Consider the following 16067-nt stretch of genomic DNA (forward strand, 5'->3'; position numbering starts at 1 on the left):
ACTGCTCCGTTTCTTTAGACAAAATCGATCGGCTGATAATCAATGGAGATATACAGTCCTTTTGCCTGTTCTTTCTGCGTATTCATCAGTAGTTCATGACACTTTTCTTTTAACTGGGCTTCTTTTTTATACTTTATAAGGACCTGAAAGTGATAGCGATTGTGCGTCCGGGCAATCGATTTGGGTGTCGGCCCAAGGATGATAGCCTGGTTCGACAGAGCCGGCTTAAGGAAGTTGATGAACTCCTGTATTTTTTTAGCGGCTGTCATTTCGTTTGCATGACTGACTGAAATTTTTGTCAGAAAATAGTAGGGACTATACTGACTCATTCGCCGCAGGCTCATTTCTCTTTTATAGAACGTCTCGTAATCATGCTTTTTGGCAAGCTGGATGGCGTAATGGTCAGGGTTAAATGACTGAACAATGACTTCACCTTTCTTTTCCCCCCTGCCCGACCGTCCACTTACCTGAGTCAGCAGCTGGAAGGTCTTCTCAGCTGACCGGAAGTCCGGAAGGCCCAGAGACGTGTCTGCATTAATTACACCAACAAGTGTAACATTGGGGAAATCCAGTCCTTTGGCAATCATTTGTGTTCCCAGCAGGATGTCTGCATCCTGCTTTTCAAAGCGTTTGAACAGCTTCTGGTGCGCACCTTTTTTCCGAGTTGTATCAACATCCATTCGAATAATTCGTGCCTTAGGTATAAGCGCCTGAAGTTCTTCCTCCACTTTCTGTGTACCCGTTCCATAGTAGCGAATCGAACTGCTTTGACATTTCGGACAGCTGCTAGGGATTCCCTCTTCGTGTCCACAATAATGACACTTCATCGTACGGGTATCCATGTGTAGCGTCTGAGATATATCACAATTGGGGCATTCCAGCACATAGCCACAGTCGCGGCAGAGCACAAAAGAAGAATAGCCCCTCCTGTTCAGCAGTAAAACGGACTGTTCTTTTTTTTGAAGCCGGTCAAGCAGTTCTGCTTTTAGCTGCTCAGAAAAAGTAGCCCGGTTGCCTGCCCGGGCTTCCTCTCTCATGTCGACAACCTTGACTTCAGGCATAGTCTGCTGATTAGCTCTTGTATTCAGTTTCAACAAGCTGTAGACACCTTTAGTTGCCCTAGCTCTGGATTCCAATGAGGGCGTTGCACTTCCTAGTATAACTGGGCAATCATGGTATTGTCCACGCCATATTGCGACATCTCGGGCATGGTACTTAGGAAACTCTTCCTGTTTATAAGTCGTTTCGTGCTCTTCATCAATAATGATCAGGCCAATCTTATTCAGGGGAGCGAATATACTTGACCGGGCACCCACTACTACGGCTGCCTCTCCTCTGGAAATTTTACGCCACTCATCATACTTCTCTCCGTCAGATAAACCACTGTGCAGCACTGCTACCTGTTCTTTGAAGCGACTCTTAAAACGATCAACCATCTGGGGAGTCAAAGCAATCTCTGGGACCAGCATTAAAGCTCCCTCACCTTTCTCCAGCACTCGAGCAATAGACTGCAGATATACTTCCGTCTTTCCGCTGCCCGTTACTCCTTTAAGCAGAAAAACTTCATGCCGATCATCCTTGACAGCGGCATGGATTTGGTTATAGGCTTCAGACTGGTCATGTGTCAGTGTCAGATCGCTGCTTTGCTCAAACGATACATCAGCAAACGGATCGCGTAGGACTTCTTTTTCGACTATTTGACACCACTTTTTATCTGTACCCGAACGAATATGAGCCGACGTCAGTCCCTGAGTTTTTAAATCAGCGTATGAGAGCAAGTTCCCCTCCTGATTCTGAAGCAGGTTAAGCAACAGAAGCTGTTTGTAGGCATTTTTCTGTAGTCCCGCTCTTTCGTCTTCATAAGCTTCATAACTTAAAAGAGGTTTAAGATATTTTTCTTTCTTTGTTGTTGTTCGGTCAGCTACATCATAGTCAATACTAACTTTATCCTCACGGACCAGCTTCAGGACTTGATCTAGCTTTCCCCTGCTCTCAGCATCTTCCCAGCTTAGCGTATGCTTACCTTTGAACACGTCATAAAGAACAGACTCGTCGATGTCATCCGTTACAGTAATTTGCTTAGTATACTTTGCTTTTAAAACAGCGGGCAGCATGGTCTGATAGCATTTGATCTGAAAGCTGTAAGACTCATAGGCTAAATCTTTTCCTAAAGCAATCAACTCTTTGTTCAGCACAGGCTTCTCATCCATTACAGAGCTGATTGCTTTCAGTTCTTGCTCAGGCTGTTCCTGTTCAGTCATATTGACTACGAAGCCCTGGACCGCCCGGCTTCCCTTTCCAAAAGGTACAACTACACGCATACCCGTATGAATAAGGTCGGCAAACCTGTCTGGCACCTTGTATGAATAGGTCTGATTTGTTTGAAGAACAGGAACATCTACAATAATATCAGCAATGAGCGGCATTTTATCTTTCCCTTCAGTCAATATAGTTAATCAGCCAACTGATGATTTCTCCAGCGATTTCCGATTTATCTCTTAATGTCAGTGTGCGAGGATTGTCTGTTTTGGTTAGCAAAGTCACTTCATTCTGGTCTGAATTGAATCCTCGGTCAGACTGGCTGACATCATTGGCTACAATCAAATCAGCATGTTTATCTCGCAATTTCTGCTTTGCATAAGACACCAGTTCTTCTGTCTCAGCAGCAAAGCCAATTAGACACTGTTCTGCAGTTTTTTTCGTTCCCAAGTCCTTAAGAATATCTGGATTTTTTTTAAAACGCAGGGTCAGGTCCTCTTTTTTCTTCATTTTCTGTGTTTCTCTCGTCTCAGGGGTATAGTCGGAAACCGCGGCGGCCATAATAACGGCTGCTGCGTCGTTAAATTCTTCAAGAACAGCTTCATGCATCTGCTGAGCAGACTCTACTCTAATGGTATGAATGTAGGATGGAACAGCCAATGGACTTGCTGTAACCAGAATCACTTCGGCTCCTTGCTTCCAGGCCTCCACAGCCAGAGCATGCCCCATCTTTCCTGATGAGTCATTGGTAATATAGCGGACGGGATCGATGCGTTCTCTCGTCCCTCCAGCAGTAACGATAACTTTTTCCCCTTCAAGAGGCAATTCGGTCTGATTTGACCGGATAAACAGCTCCAGTTCGCTAATAATGCGTTCTTTCTCCGGATACCTTCCTTCTCCACTATAGCCTTCCGCCAAAAAACCTATATCAGGCTTCATAAGGGTAACCCTTCTTTCAGCCAGTTTCCTTATATTTTCCTGAGTGATTGGATTACGATACATATTTGCATTCATTGCCGGAACGGCGAAAATTGGCTTAGCCGTTGCTAGCAAGGCGGATGTTACAAAATTATCTGCCAGTCCATTAGCCAGCTTAGCCAGTGTATTGGCTGAAAGCGGCGCAATAACAGCATAGTCTGCCCAGTCAGCTATGTTGATGTGATTCACCACAGAAGGATCTTCCTCAGAAAATGTATCAACCGATACTGAACGACGACTCAATACTTGAAAAGTCAGTGGCGTAACAAACTGGCCTGCACTGGGTGTCATGGCGACTCGGACCTCTGCCCCTCTTTTGATTAACTCCCGCATCAGATCCACAGCTTTGTAGACTGCAATACCACCTGTAACATAAAACGCAATTTTTTTGCCTTTGATCATCAGTTCACCCCATCAGTCTTTCTATTATTTTACCAGTTATAGTGTATCTTGTCTGTACTGGTCCAGTCTTTTCAGTACTAGAAAAAACCTCTGAACGGTTCTGACGTTGACAGGTCAACGGACAGATGAACAGAGGCTTGAAAATTTGATTAATTGATGCTGTCAGGGTCCAGGACCAGATCGCCTGACTTAATTTCTTCCAGTGCTTTACCTACATTTTTTTTGCTCTGGTAGTCCTCCAGCATAGTTGCTGACTCATTGTCATGAAGCTGCTTGGCACGTTTGGCAGCTAGAATCACCAGTGAGTATTTTGAATCGATTTTGTTCAATAAATCATCTTGTGAAGGGTATAAAAGCATTTATTCCATCTCCTCTATAATTTCAGCATATTCTTTAAGGTTTCGCGTTACTTTTAGGTGTTCGCTTTCAATGATATTTCTAATTTTTCTGGCTGCATTTTCAACTGTATCATTTTCTACGACGTAATCATAATACTGAATAAGCTTCAGTTCTTCTACAGCTTTGTGCATACGACGCTCAATCATTTCGTTACTGTCTGTACCGCGATTGACAATTCGCGCTTTCAGTTCTTCCAAATCTGGCGGAGACAGGAAGATAAAGATTCCTTCCGGCATTTTTTCTCTTACTTTGAGCGCCCCTTGAACCTCAATTTCTAAAAAGACATCGCGCCCTTCATCCAGGGTTTTGTTCACATAATCCAGTGGGGTGCCGTAATAGTTGCCTACGTACTCAGCATACTCCAGCAAGCCATCCTCTTTGATCAGCTGCTCAAACTCATCTTTGGTCCTGAAAAAGTAATCAATTCCTTCTCTTTCGCCGTCACGCATTTTACGTGTCGTCATTGAGATTGAATAATCGAATTCATTTGAATAGTTATCAAAAATAGCTTTCCTTACTGTCCCTTTACCGACGCCAGAAGGTCCGGACAAGACAATCAACAATCCTCTATCTCTCATGTGTACTTCCTTCCCAACACATTCTCTGAATAAAAACTTATCCTCAATTCTACCATACCACCGGCAATAAAGAAATGTATTTTGCTATTTTCACTTACTTAAAAGATATTTCAGATACAGTGCCATCACAAAAGGAAATGGCCGGGTTCGAATTAGCAGTCTATGCCAACTGACTTCCCAGTCAAACGAATCATTTTCCAGCCTCTCCAGAAGTTGCAGCATCAATGCCCGGTTAGAGAGCAGAGGCAAACTTTCCAGAAACTCTTCTGACCATTCCTTACCACTCAGTACAAACCTCGGTTGAAATTCTTCTATCGAAGTCAATTTATTTTCGGCTTGCATTTTTTTTATTCGTCGGAGAATTTTTTCCTGAAAATCGGCCACAGTATACAGTTGGTCCGGCAGGATATTGAGCGTTTTTCCGGTCAGTTCCATGACTGCCAGAGCGATATTACTTTTTGTGATCGTATCTCTCCACCTTCGGTTCAAATCCTTCAGCATCGGCAGCTGATGCTCTTCTTTGCTGATATAATTGTATAAAGCTCGGCTGCGTTCGCCGGTAAGAAGTTCGTAAAGCGCCAGATAAAACTGCTCCTGCTCCTCCCGTAAGCTACCGCGATTAAAAGTATACCATAAGCCGCCATACTGATCCGGCTCTCCCAACTTGAGCGTATCATAGTAGCCTAGTTGGATGTTAACTTCCGTTCTCCTCTTGTCAAACAGCAGCATGTCTCCCAGCGGCCATTTAGTAGAGATGAGCAGACTGTCACAGTCCCCTGTTCTGTAGTGACTGCTGAACAGTCCCGGACCTTTGATGTCCACAATAATCATCTGCTCAGGTTTTTTTTGCAGGGCCATTTCTATCGGCATCCGGTTCTGATAACCGCCATCAATGTAGGGAACCCCGTCAATAACCTTTTTTTGTATCGCTGGATATAAGGAAGAGCTCGCCAAAAGATAGTCATTGAGTTTGCCTTCAGGAATGTCTTCAAGAAAAAAATATTCTATTTTACGTGTTTTGAGGTTAGTGGTAGACAGCCCAAAAGTCATGCCGCTGTTGCGAATCTTGCTTTCATTGTCAATGTACGTATGGATAAGCTTCTCAAGCGGTTTGGAACTTAGCCCCTGCTCGCGGATAATTTTGATAAGAAAGCCGGTAAGGGTCTGACGGTAGTCTGCGAAACTTTCAATGCTTAAAGGCATGTGAACATCAAGAATAGAGCCCGTCTCAATCTGTTTCCACATATTTTCTGCATCCTTGACATTTCCTAATATGTACAACGCACCATTCAAAGCCCCGACTGAAGTCCCCGTCAGAATGTCCGGTACATACTCCAGCTGTTCAAGTGCTTTCCAGACGCCAATTTCATAAGCGCCTTTGGCACCTCCTCCACCAAAGACAAGGGCTCTTGAAGCATGTTTTTTTTCGAAGAATTCACTTGTCATTGTTAATTCCTACTTTCCTGTTATTAAATTATAGCCAATAATTGCTGAAAGTGAAAGGCATTATCAAGCTTCTGTACAAGGCAAAGCGAGGTTAGGCCATTTTAACTTATTCAATAGGTCATCCTGAATTGCTCAAAGCTGTTCTTGCGTTATACACTTATGTACATGCAAAACGCCCCTTTCAGTATAGCCGAAGCTAAAACGGAAAAGAGGCGTTTTACAAACGGATTATTGACCCATGTCTTTAACCTTCATCAGACGTGTGATCGCTGACCGTTCACTTTCATCAAGCTTCATCTTAATAAAGTAAATCGTTTCCTCTAGCTGAGGAATGGTCATGTACTCTAGAGCGTTAACCCGGCGGCGAGTTTTTTCGATTTCATCGGCCATCAGCTGACATGTTTTTTCGATTTCAGCCAGCTCCAGCATTTTAGGCATGACTTCAATCAGGTATTCAAAAGTCAGGTCCAGCTCACCATTGGAATTCAAATAGCCGTAGCTGATATCCTTTGGGTCTGCCAAATCATCTTCGTAATGAAAATTCATCTGAGGCACTCTGACGCTCATAATATTTTTACGGTCGATGTTCAGTGACACACTTTGACTCGGCACTGCCATGAGTTCTTCTATATAGTTCTCGTGCAGCAGTGACTTGGCCATAGCAAAGGACTGCATTGCTTTTTCAAGCTTATCTTCCACCTGATTTCTTAAATCATTATTTTTTCGGATCAGCTGGATAAACTGACGCATCAGTTCATCCTGCTTGTCCTTCAGCAGCTTATGGCCCCGGCTGGCGAGCTTGAGTCGTTTCTTCAAGTTGGCCAGTTCCATGCGAGTGGGATTGACGTTTAATTTTGCCATTTACCTCACTCTCCTTTGGGCAAGTATTTATCCAGCATATCATCTTTGATCCGCTTCAGTTCAGCGCGTGGCAGAACTTTCAGGAGGTCCCATCCAAGGTCCAATGTTTCCTGAATATTGCGGTTGGTATAATTACCCTGGTTGACATATTCTTTTTCGAATTTGTCTGTGAATTTCACATAACTTCTGTCTGTTTCTGACAATGCCGCTTCTCCCAGTACAGCAGAAAGCTCTTTGGCTTCCTTACCTTGGGCATAAGCCGAAAAGATCTGGTTCATCGTCGGCGCATGATCCCCGCGCGTCTTTCCTTCTCCGGTCCCTTTGTCTTTCAGGCGCGACAGAGACGGCAAGACATTGATTGGCGGCTGATAGCCTTGATTATACAGTTCCCTTGACAGAATGATCTGTCCTTCGGTAATGTACCCGGTCAGATCGGGAATAGGATGGGTGATGTCATCTTCAGGCATCGTCAGAATCGGAATCTGTGTGACCGATCCTTTAGTTCCCTCTAGTCTTCCTGCACGTTCGTACAGGGTCGCCAAGTTGGTGTAAAGATATCCCGGGTAGCCTCGGCGTCCAGGTACTTCACGTCTGGCTGCTGAGACTTCACGTAGCGCTTCTGCATAGTTTGTCATGTCAGTCATGATGACCAGTACATGCATGTCTTTTTCAAAAGCCAGATATTCAGCAGCTGTTAAAGCCATGCGTGGAGTAGCAATACGCTCAATAGCCGGATCATCCGCCAGGTTGACAAAGAGAACTGAACGGTCGATAGCCCCTGTCTTTTTAAAATCGTTCATAAAGTACTCGGCTTCTTCGAATGTGATACCGATTGCTGCAAAAACTACAGCAAACTTTTCATCTGCATTAGTCACACTTGCCTGTCTGGCAATCTGTGCAGCCAATTCTTTGTGAGGGAGCCCTGAACCAGAAAACACTGGCAGCTTTTGACCACGGACCAGGGTATTCAGATGGTCAATAGTCGAGATGCCCGTTTGAATAAATTCATCAGGATAATCTCTGGCTATCGGATTGATTGCCTGACCATTGATATCTAGGCTTTTTTCAGGAATCAGCGCCGGACCTCCATCGCTGACACGTCCCATACCGTCAAATGTCCGGCCGATCATGTCCTCTGAAACATCCAAAGACAATGGCTTAGCCAAGAAGCGAACTTTTGTATCTTTCAGATTGATTCCTGTAGACCCTTCAAACAGCTGAACCACTGCTTTGTCTCCGTTAATTTCAAGTACCTGTCCTCTTCTGCGCTCTCCTGTCTGAAGTTCGATATCTACGAGCTCATCAAACTTGACTCCTTCAACGCCTTGAACAGTCATCAGCGGACCGACAATCTCTGATACTGTCTTATACTCCTTAAGCATCTGATTCAACACCACCTTTCTCTAATACTACTTGCATGTCCTGCTTGGACTGATCACGGATTTCTTTGATTTTGTCCAGTTCTGCTTCTTTGATGTACTTCATGCGTCCGACTCTCTCTCGGACAGCATCTGTCCCTTTTATGATTTCATCATAGTAGGCTCCCAGATCCATGGCACGGACAGCCTGATCTTCAAAGTCAAGAATGGTGTAAAGCATTTCATACTGCTTGTTTCTCGATGTGTAGGTATCTACATCATCAAAGGCATTCTGCTGAAGGAAGTCTTCACGGATCATGCGTGCAACGACCAGCTTCAAGCGGTCACGCTCGGAGAGTGACTCAACCCCAACCAGGCGGACAATTTCCTGAAGTTCTGATTCATCCTGTAGGAGTGCTTTAGCACGGGTAACCATACCGTTCCAGTCTACATCCAGTTTTTTACCAACAAATTCATTCATCTCATTGCTGTAAAGCGAGTAAGAATTCAGCCAGTTGATAGAAGGGAAGTGACGGCGCTGAGCCAGAGAACTGTCTAGCCCCCAGAATACTTTAGCGACACGCAGAGTATTCTGTGTGACCGGCTCAGATGTATCTCCTCCCGGAGGTGAAACGGCTCCGATCGCTGTGATACTTCCCAGGCGCTCGTCAGATCCGAGTGTGATTACTTTACCCGCACGCTCATAGTACTCAGCAAGACGGGAACCCAAATACGCAGGGTATCCTTCATCCCCCGGCATTTCCTCAAGTCGACCGGACATTTCACGCAAAGCTTCCGCCCATCGAGAAGTCGAGTCAGCCATAATGGCAACCGAATATCCCATATCACGGAAATATTCTGCAATCGTAATTCCTGTATAAATGGAAGCTTCACGAGCCGCTACCGGCATGTTGGAGGTGTTCGCAATTAGAACGGTTCGCTCCATGATTGACTCCCCTGTATTCGGGTCGATTAGTTCAGGAAATTCATTGATAACGTCAGTCATTTCATTTCCACGCTCACCGCAGCCGACGTATACAACCATATCCACGTCCGCCCACTTAGCGATTTGGTGCTGCACGACTGTCTTACCGGCACCAAAAGGTCCAGGTACAGCAGCTGCCCCGCCCTTAGCAACCGGGAACAAGGTATCAATGACCCTCTGACCAGTAATCAGGGGCTCTTCGGGATTCAGCTTGGTCTTGATAGGACGTCCGCGACGCACAGGCCACTTCTGCATCATAGTGAATTCTTTGTCCCCTTCATCTGTTTCGAGCACATAAAGTGCTTCAGAGACAGTAAAGGAACCCGCTGAAATGGACTTGATGCGTCCTTTCACTCCGTATGGGACCATGATGCGGTGCTCAATTACTTTTGTTTCCGGAACGACACCTACAATATCTCCTGCCTCAACTTCTGCACCAGCTTCTACTGACGGCTTGAATTCCCATTTGCGCTCACGGTTGAGCGGTTCGATTGTCATCCCCCGTTCCAGAAAATTACTTTGCGTCTTTTCCATGAACTCATCCAGCGGACGCTGAATACCGTCAAACATTTGTGAAATCATTCCGGGAGCCAGTTCAACAGATAAAGCTTCTCCTGTTGTTTCAACAGTTTCTCCAGGTCCGACCATAGATGTTTCTTCATAAACCTGAATGGAGGCAACATCGCCTCGCATTTCAATAATTTCACCGATAAGGCCCAATTCTCCGACCCGGCAAATATCTTGTATATTAGCTGTTTCCATTCCTTTGGCTGTGACCAAAGGACCGGATACACTTACAATTGTACCTTTACTCAAATTCATAGCCTCCTATAAGATATTTTGACCCACAGCTTTCTCGACATTTTCTTGCACACGCTTTTTACCTATGCCGCGTGAGCCAGCATGATTGGGGATCAAAATGATGGCAGGTTTCATTCTAGCGTCATAACGTCTGATTGTTTCAGGAACCAGCTCTGCCAATTGTTCTGTCAGATAAATCACTCCATAGTCCTTGTCTGCCAGACTGTCGATGAGACGTCTTGTTTCTTTCGCCTCTGATGCAAAGAATACTGAAAACCCGAGCATTTTAAATGCTAGTACAGAGTCTTTGTCTCCTACTACACCAATTTTATTGCGCATAATTCAACCGCATCCTTTCTCTGATCGCATCAGCTGATATGCCATTCTCCTTGCCGGAAAGAATAAGTCGAAGGTTTTTCACTTCAATTTCTTTAGCGTAGAGGTAGGCCAGAACAGGCATTGGCCCAAAGGACTGCAGTCGTGCTCCCTGCATCAGTTCCATATAGGCATTGTCAGTCTGCTGATCCAGTTTGACTGTGGATACGTCGTTTGTTTCATTGTCAATGGACTGTTCCATGATTTTTCTGTAGTCCGTGCTTCTAAAATACTGTAAAGCATACTGATAGCCATTTTCTGCTATATCCAAGAGATCGCTCTTAGGAATCGATCCCGAACTGGACAACACCGTCAGAAGAAAATTGCGTTTCTTCCCCTGTCTCATTCCCCGAATCAAGGTGGACATGTTCTGGTAGTCTATATATGTTTCAACCAGTTTTGGCAGTTCGTCTTCTTTTGTCTCGTCAGCCAACAGTCGCAAATGGGTAAAGTAGCGCCTGTCCAGAATAATGTCGACCGCTTGCACATTATGGTACTCATCATAATCATCCTGAACTTCCTTGATACTTTCCAAATATGCAGCAGGCAGTACTTCGGTATCTTTCATACGTACAGCCTGTCTAAGTTCTGAAGTCTCATAGCGTCCAATAGGGATAAGCAGATGATCGAGATCCTGATTCGTCAGTTCTTCTTTAAAAAGGACCTTCAAATTGTGATAAGCATACCTCAGGCCTGCAAGTTCGATGAGTTCCTTGTTGGGAACAATTTTAAGCAGCTCGTCAAATGTCTGATGCAATTCGTTCATAAACATAGAATCGTAATCATTATCCTCTTTGATACGTTCAACATCATTACGGTAAGGTGTTTCCCGTAGTACATTGATTGCCTCTTCCAGAGAATTGGCCTGCAGCATGCGCTCATAGTGAGAACGGTTGAGGAGATCATTCTCATAAACACGAATGAGGACATTACTTGATCCGTATACGGTATCTTTCATAAACATGCTCCTCTCTTAGAATAGTTCTTCTGAAATATCAGGTAATATGCTCATTTTCGCATCTTCGACTAGTGCTTCGAAAAGAAAATTATACTCGATACCGTCTTTTTCAATCAGCAGTCCTGCCCGTTTAGGTACCGTTTCATCCAGCAATCGAACATCCATTGTAGATGGGCTGTTGGCATCCAGCCAATCCTGACTTATGGCATCTGCAGATTTTTCTCCCAGCCTGACTGAAATCATTTCGTCCGATTTAAAGCGTAAAATAACGCCGGCTACAAACGTTTTAAACACTGATGGATCCATCTGATCCAACTCTCGTTTAGCCTCCTGAAAAACCTTATGCAGCAGATCCTGCTTGATTGCTAGCACGTCATTTCTACGTTTGATTTCCAGGGTGTTTTTTTTGATGGTATACTCCTGTTCATACTCAGCTTTTATGGCTTCTTTTTCTTGAGCCCGCTTCTGAACAGCTTCCGCTTCCGCAGCCTGCACGTCATCTTCTGCCTCTTTTTTAGCTTTTTCGATGCCATCGCGTATGGCAGCTTTTTCTTTTTCAACAATTCTTTCAGTTAGTAGTTTTAAATCAGCCATGGTTTCCCTCCTGTTCAGAACAAAGATAAAAAATGAAATAAAGGAATTCGGTCTTGCTGGCAAAAAACACAGGTCTTTGCCTGGATGCCAAATTCCTTGTAGTCATTAATTACATGAAGATGATCATCATCAGGGAAATAACAAAACCAAGAATTGCGTACGTCTCAACCATCGCTGAGTAAATAATCCCTTTAGTTGTGTGCTCTGGCTTTTGCGCTAAAATCTGCATCGCAGCAACGGAAACACGCCCCTGCAGCGTACCAGAAGTCAGCCCGGTAAATCCTACAGGCAGACCAACCATCAGGTAGTACCAACCTGTTGAAACATCCAGATCAGTTGTTAAGTTGATGATGATTAACAGACCGATAACAAATCCATAAAGTCCCTGGGTAGCTGGAAGCATCTGCAAGACAAGTGCACGACCAAATTTTTCAGGCTGTTCTTTTGTCAAAGCAGCTGCTGCTTCACCGGCAGAACCTACCCCTCTTGACGAACCAATCCCCGAAAGGATAACAGCTAGGGCGACCCCGATTGCTCCAAATACAAAACCTAAATTATTTCCAAAAAACAGTTCAAAGTTACTCATTTTAAAATTCCTCCATTAATTGTTTGTTTTTTATTTATTGTTATCTTCCAACCATATGTGTTTTTCCAGTGTCTTCAGTGGAGCCAGCGGTCTGCCGCCTCCTTCGAAGAACTTGCCGAAGAACTCTACATACTGCAGTCTTGAAGTATGCACGTAGGCACTCAGGAAAGTCAGTGCAATGTTTAAAGAATGCAGCGCTACGATTATGACGATTCCCACACTGAAGCGGGCGACAGGCGGTAGAAAGCCGACGATCATATTGAATGCCATGGCAATGTTGGCACTAGCAACGCCTAAGGCCATCAGACGAGTGTAACTGACAATGTCTCCTACATAACCGGAAATACCGTAGAGGTTGTAGGCCCCTAGTCCCAGTCCTAGTGCTTTATTTGAACTGGATATTGCAGATACGACCAGTATACCCAGAGCATTCAAGGCAACCAGCCCGATACCAGCTTGAGTCATAAACGGAATGTCTACTACTAGTGCTCCCAATACCCACAGTATGAATCCGACTAGCATGAGAAACCAAGCGTACCCATCAATATACGATGAAGCCCGCTGTCCCTGGTTCGTCTTGATTTTCCCGTTCAGGATCAAGCCATAAAGAAGCTGAATCAGGCCAAGAACAACCGAAAACACCATAATTTCCAGAACATCATTTTGTAGTGAGAACACTTGCACTGGAAGCTCTATGCCGAAGAAACTTCCGAAAAATATACCGAATGCCATCGTTGGATAAGAGAGAGTATACAAAAACTTGATAAAGTTCCCTACGCCTCCCTCAATATTGAATGCCTTGAGCGCAAACAGGGTGACCCCAAACAGAAGAAGGCCGTAACCCAGATCAGCACTCATCATGCCGAAGAAAATCATGAAAAACGGCATCATCAAAGGTGTCGGATCAACTTCATTGTACTTGGGATAACTGAACATTTCAGTTATCATTTCAAATGGCTGAACAAGTTTATTGTTTTTCAAAACAACAGGGACCTCTTCGTATTCTTTCATTATAATATCATCCGAAAGAATAGCCACTTCACCTTCTCCCGTCTCTTTCTCAATGTTTCGCTTCAGGTGCTCAACCTTTTCTTCTTCAATCCAGCCTGACAGCAAAAACATGTGGTGGCTGCTGATCAAGAGCGATTGTGCTTTTTCTCTTTCAATCAGATTATAGTAATATTCCTCGGCGAGTTCCAAATCTCTATAGAGGCTTCGCCAGTCCGACATCTCACGCACAGCTTCTTGTTTCTGTTCTCTTAATTGCTTTTGAGACACTAAATTGTTGTAAAGCGCATCTTCAGGCAGTTGGTCGTGCTGATACTTCAGCTCTCTAAAACTGAACTGACTGACTATACGGTCAAAGTCCTCTCTATCAGCTCTAGGTACAATAATCAGATACGCAACTTCGTCACTTCTCCGATAAAGTTCACTGGTAAAGATTCTTCCATTTTCTTTGAAATGTTCCATCAGTTCCGCATCATGTTCTTTATCCACTGAACCGACAATCACATCCATAAGCTTAAGATGCTTGACTTCACTTGGCATGAAATTAAGTGCGCGCCACTTTCTCAGATAGCTTTCGTCTTCTTTCAATTCCTTTAACTGTTCATCCAGTTGGCTGATGGTCTTTTCTTTCGCCTCGACCGTGTCAAGCATGCCTGATATGTCTGAACGTCCAACATGGTCCTCAATCTCATCCAGGGTAAAGACTTCCCTCTTGGACTTCAGACGTTCAATCAGCTTAGGTTGGCTGACAAATTCCTTTAAATAATTCAAAGCATATTCTATATCTTGAAGCTTCGCTTGCAAGTCACTTTTACTTTCCTCTGACACCCGAGCGTCAAAGTGATCCAGTAGCTGTTCTTCAAGCTTGTCTTCGAGTGAAATAATTTCAAGACTCTGCATTTCCTGCACACTCTTGAGCAGCACATCCTTGTGCGCATGTTCCGCTAGCAGTGTGAGTTTTTTCATTTTAGCTATGGCCATATCGACGCAACACCTCCTCGGCTATTCGACTGGCTAATGTATCTTTTTTTGTTTCGTAGTTTTCGGTAAATCTTTCTGCTTCAGCTTGGACCTGGTCTTTAAATGCTGCCCTGTCTTGCTTGAGCTTCGCTTCCATCTCAGCAGCCTGCTCTTTTTTGTAAGCTTCCAGTTCATGACTGGTTTGCTCATCAATTTTTTCAATCTGCTGTTTTGTGCTTTCTTTCAGCGTCTTTATTTCATTGTCCGCTCGCTCCCGCAGTTCTTCCACGCGGGCTTCCGCTTCGATGACATAGTTTATAGCCTCACGATTCATCCTGTTCTCCCCCCTTCAAAAAAAGGGCGCAGCTAACAAGCCTTCTTCTCGCCCTAGAAGAAATAGTCCTTGAAAGCTTACGCCCAACCGCATTTCTATTATTGATGCTAACAAATTTTATAATAGCACATACTTAAAAATAGTGTCAACTGCAACTAACTTTTACACTAGAGCAGAGAGCAGGGCATAAAGAGAATTTTCTATCAGCGTTTGTTTCCATAACTGAATACAGCCAGAGATCCAAACCCTGTATGGGCAGCAACTGTAGGACCGTAGCTGGAAATCACAATTTCCCTGGGCTTAATCCGTTCCAGAAGCTTGGCTTTTATGTACTCCGCTTCTTCTGGAACCCCGACATGTCCAATGAAAATAGGGTGATCCTCTACATCTTTCACTCCATTGATGGTCTGCTCAACTAAATGGTGAATCGATTTTTTTCTGCCTCTAATTTTTGCTACAGGAATGAGTTTACCTTGATCATTCATCACAATAATCGGTTTAACATTCAACAGTGACCCAACAGTAGCCGCTGTGGCTGAAATACGCCCTCCACGCTGAAGGTGCTTGATATCATCAACAGTGACCCAGGAATGGTAGTTCAATTTATGATCCTCGATCCACTGCACAAGCTCATCCTTATTCAGACCTTGCTCTTTTAAAATAGCTGCTTCATATACTAGCAGACCTTGGCCCAGACTGGCCGCCATAGTATCGATGATGGTTAGATCCACTTCTCCATATTCTTCCATCAGCATGTCTTTCGCCTGCAAGGCACTGTTGTATGACCCTGACAAACCTGATGAAAAAGATAGATAAATGAGCGGTACCTTTTTCTCCGCATACTGCTTGAACGTTTCAAGATATGTATGCACGTTGACTTGTGAGGTTGATGCAGTTTCCCCTTCCTTGAGTCGATTGAAAAAGGCATGTTTGTCAAAGGTCTTTCCCATATCATCTTGAAGCTCATCTCCGCCCATATTGATGGTGAAATTGACGATATCCAGATTGAACCGGTCGACAATATCAAGCGGCAGATCACTACAGGAATCTGTGATCAGTTGATAGTCCATAATCTTATCCACTCCTTTAGTTTAATACTCTTCTATTATACTTTTTTTGTCTATAAATAGAAACGGCTCGTACACATTATTTCCTTTTCTGTTTATAAACGGAAGGTAAGGACCA

General features: G+C 44.2%; 15 protein-coding genes and 1 other annotated feature. All 15 genes read right to left on the minus strand.

Features of this window, described 5'->3' with window-relative positions:
* Positions 1-14 precede the first annotated feature (14 nt).
* A complete protein-coding gene (gene priA, locus ADIAL_RS01775) occupies positions 15-2426 on the minus strand; it encodes a primosomal protein N' (protein ID WP_034299404.1) in 2412 nt (803 codons plus the stop codon).
* A gap of 13 nt (positions 2427-2439) precedes the next feature.
* Positions 2440-3639, minus strand: coding sequence for a bifunctional phosphopantothenoylcysteine decarboxylase/phosphopantothenate--cysteine ligase CoaBC (gene coaBC / locus ADIAL_RS01780; protein ID WP_034299265.1), 1200 nt, complete (start codon positions 3637-3639; stop codon positions 2440-2442).
* 149 nt (positions 3640-3788) lie between these two features.
* The gene (rpoZ, locus tag ADIAL_RS01785; RefSeq protein ID WP_034299268.1) at positions 3789-3998 is read right to left on the minus strand and encodes a DNA-directed RNA polymerase subunit omega; all 210 of its coding nucleotides are present in this window, start codon (positions 3996-3998) and stop codon (positions 3789-3791) included.
* Entirely contained in the window at positions 3999-4616 is a 618-nt protein-coding gene (gene gmk, locus ADIAL_RS01790; RefSeq protein ID WP_034299271.1) for a guanylate kinase, read from the minus strand.
* Positions 4617-4706: 90 nt separating this feature from the next.
* Positions 4707-6062 carry a patatin-like phospholipase family protein gene (locus ADIAL_RS01795; protein WP_034299274.1) on the minus strand — a complete coding sequence of 452 codons (1356 nt, stop codon included), beginning with the start codon at positions 6060-6062 and terminating at the stop codon, positions 4707-4709.
* Positions 6063-6290: 228 nt separating this feature from the next.
* Positions 6291-6923 carry a V-type ATP synthase subunit D gene (locus ADIAL_RS01800; RefSeq protein ID WP_034299277.1) on the minus strand — a complete coding sequence of 211 codons (633 nt, stop codon included), beginning with the start codon at positions 6921-6923 and terminating at the stop codon, positions 6291-6293.
* Positions 6924-6928: 5 nt separating this feature from the next.
* Positions 6929-8305: a V-type ATP synthase subunit B gene (locus tag ADIAL_RS01805; protein WP_034299279.1), complete on the minus strand. Its 1377-nt coding sequence runs from the start codon at positions 8303-8305 to the stop codon at positions 6929-6931.
* Positions 8298-10082, minus strand: coding sequence for a V-type ATP synthase subunit A (locus tag ADIAL_RS01810; protein WP_155849149.1), 1785 nt, complete (start codon positions 10080-10082; stop codon positions 8298-8300). The genes ADIAL_RS01805 and ADIAL_RS01810 overlap by 8 nt, the downstream gene beginning before the upstream one ends.
* A 12-nt stretch (positions 10083-10094) precedes the next feature.
* On the minus strand, positions 10095-10406 hold the full coding sequence (locus ADIAL_RS01815; protein ID WP_034299287.1) for a V-type ATP synthase subunit F: 312 nt from the start codon (positions 10404-10406) through the stop codon (positions 10095-10097).
* Positions 10396-11400, minus strand: a complete 1005-nt coding sequence (locus ADIAL_RS01820) for a V-type ATP synthase subunit C (RefSeq protein ID WP_034299289.1) — start codon at positions 11398-11400, stop codon at positions 10396-10398. The genes ADIAL_RS01815 and ADIAL_RS01820 overlap by 11 nt, the downstream gene beginning before the upstream one ends.
* Positions 11401-11415: 15 nt before the next feature.
* A complete protein-coding gene (locus tag ADIAL_RS10995; RefSeq protein WP_051503642.1) occupies positions 11416-11994 on the minus strand; it encodes a V-type ATP synthase subunit E in 579 nt (192 codons plus the stop codon).
* A gap of 109 nt (positions 11995-12103) precedes the next feature.
* A complete protein-coding gene (locus tag ADIAL_RS01830) occupies positions 12104-12580 on the minus strand; it encodes a V-type ATP synthase subunit K (RefSeq protein WP_034299292.1) in 477 nt (158 codons plus the stop codon).
* A 30-nt stretch (positions 12581-12610) separates the two neighbouring features.
* Positions 12611-14569 carry a V-type ATP synthase subunit I gene (locus ADIAL_RS01835; RefSeq protein ID WP_034299294.1) on the minus strand — a complete coding sequence of 653 codons (1959 nt, stop codon included), beginning with the start codon at positions 14567-14569 and terminating at the stop codon, positions 12611-12613.
* Positions 14556-14882, minus strand: a complete 327-nt coding sequence (locus tag ADIAL_RS01840; RefSeq protein ID WP_034299297.1) for a hypothetical protein — start codon at positions 14880-14882, stop codon at positions 14556-14558. The genes ADIAL_RS01835 and ADIAL_RS01840 overlap by 14 nt, the downstream gene beginning before the upstream one ends.
* 42 nt (positions 14883-14924) lie before the next feature.
* Positions 14925-14971 (minus strand) — a sequence feature (sodium ion sensor (DUF1646 type); this cis-regulatory element may regulate processes involved in with the transportation of sodium ions).
* A 114-nt stretch (positions 14972-15085) separates the two neighbouring features.
* Positions 15086-15952 carry a DegV family protein gene (locus tag ADIAL_RS01845; RefSeq protein WP_034299301.1) on the minus strand — a complete coding sequence of 289 codons (867 nt, stop codon included), beginning with the start codon at positions 15950-15952 and terminating at the stop codon, positions 15086-15088.
* Positions 15953-16067: the final 115 nt, after the last annotated feature.

It is taken from the genome of Alkalibacterium sp. AK22 (assembly GCF_000585255.1).
GTDB lineage: Bacteria > Bacillota > Bacilli > Lactobacillales > Carnobacteriaceae_A > Alkalibacterium.

Coding starts and splice junctions, on each gene's coding strand:
- ADIAL_RS10995 (WP_051503642.1), bottom strand. CDS start 11,994: ATGGCTGATTTAAAACTACTAACTGAAAGAATTGTTGAAAAAGAAAAA.
- ADIAL_RS01835 (WP_034299294.1), bottom strand. CDS start 14,569: ATGGCCATAGCTAAAATGAAAAAACTCACACTGCTAGCGGAACATGCG.
- rpoZ (WP_034299268.1), bottom strand. CDS start 3,998: ATGCTTTTATACCCTTCACAAGATGATTTATTGAACAAAATCGATTCA.
- ADIAL_RS01795 (WP_034299274.1), bottom strand. CDS start 6,062: ATGACAAGTGAATTCTTCGAAAAAAAACATGCTTCAAGAGCCCTTGTC.
- ADIAL_RS01800 (WP_034299277.1), bottom strand. CDS start 6,923: ATGGCAAAATTAAACGTCAATCCCACTCGCATGGAACTGGCCAACTTG.
- ADIAL_RS01805 (WP_034299279.1), bottom strand. CDS start 8,305: ATGCTTAAGGAGTATAAGACAGTATCAGAGATTGTCGGTCCGCTGATG.
- ADIAL_RS01830 (WP_034299292.1), bottom strand. CDS start 12,580: ATGAGTAACTTTGAACTGTTTTTTGGAAATAATTTAGGTTTTGTATTT.
- ADIAL_RS01815 (WP_034299287.1), bottom strand. CDS start 10,406: ATGCGCAATAAAATTGGTGTAGTAGGAGACAAAGACTCTGTACTAGCA.
- gmk (WP_034299271.1), bottom strand. CDS start 4,616: ATGAGAGATAGAGGATTGTTGATTGTCTTGTCCGGACCTTCTGGCGTC.
- priA (WP_034299404.1), bottom strand. CDS start 2,426: ATGCCGCTCATTGCTGATATTATTGTAGATGTTCCTGTTCTTCAAACA.
- ADIAL_RS01840 (WP_034299297.1), bottom strand. CDS start 14,882: ATGAATCGTGAGGCTATAAACTATGTCATCGAAGCGGAAGCCCGCGTG.
- ADIAL_RS01845 (WP_034299301.1), bottom strand. CDS start 15,952: ATGGACTATCAACTGATCACAGATTCCTGTAGTGATCTGCCGCTTGAT.
- coaBC (WP_034299265.1), bottom strand. CDS start 3,639: ATGATCAAAGGCAAAAAAATTGCGTTTTATGTTACAGGTGGTATTGCA.
- ADIAL_RS01820 (WP_034299289.1), bottom strand. CDS start 11,400: ATGAAAGATACCGTATACGGATCAAGTAATGTCCTCATTCGTGTTTAT.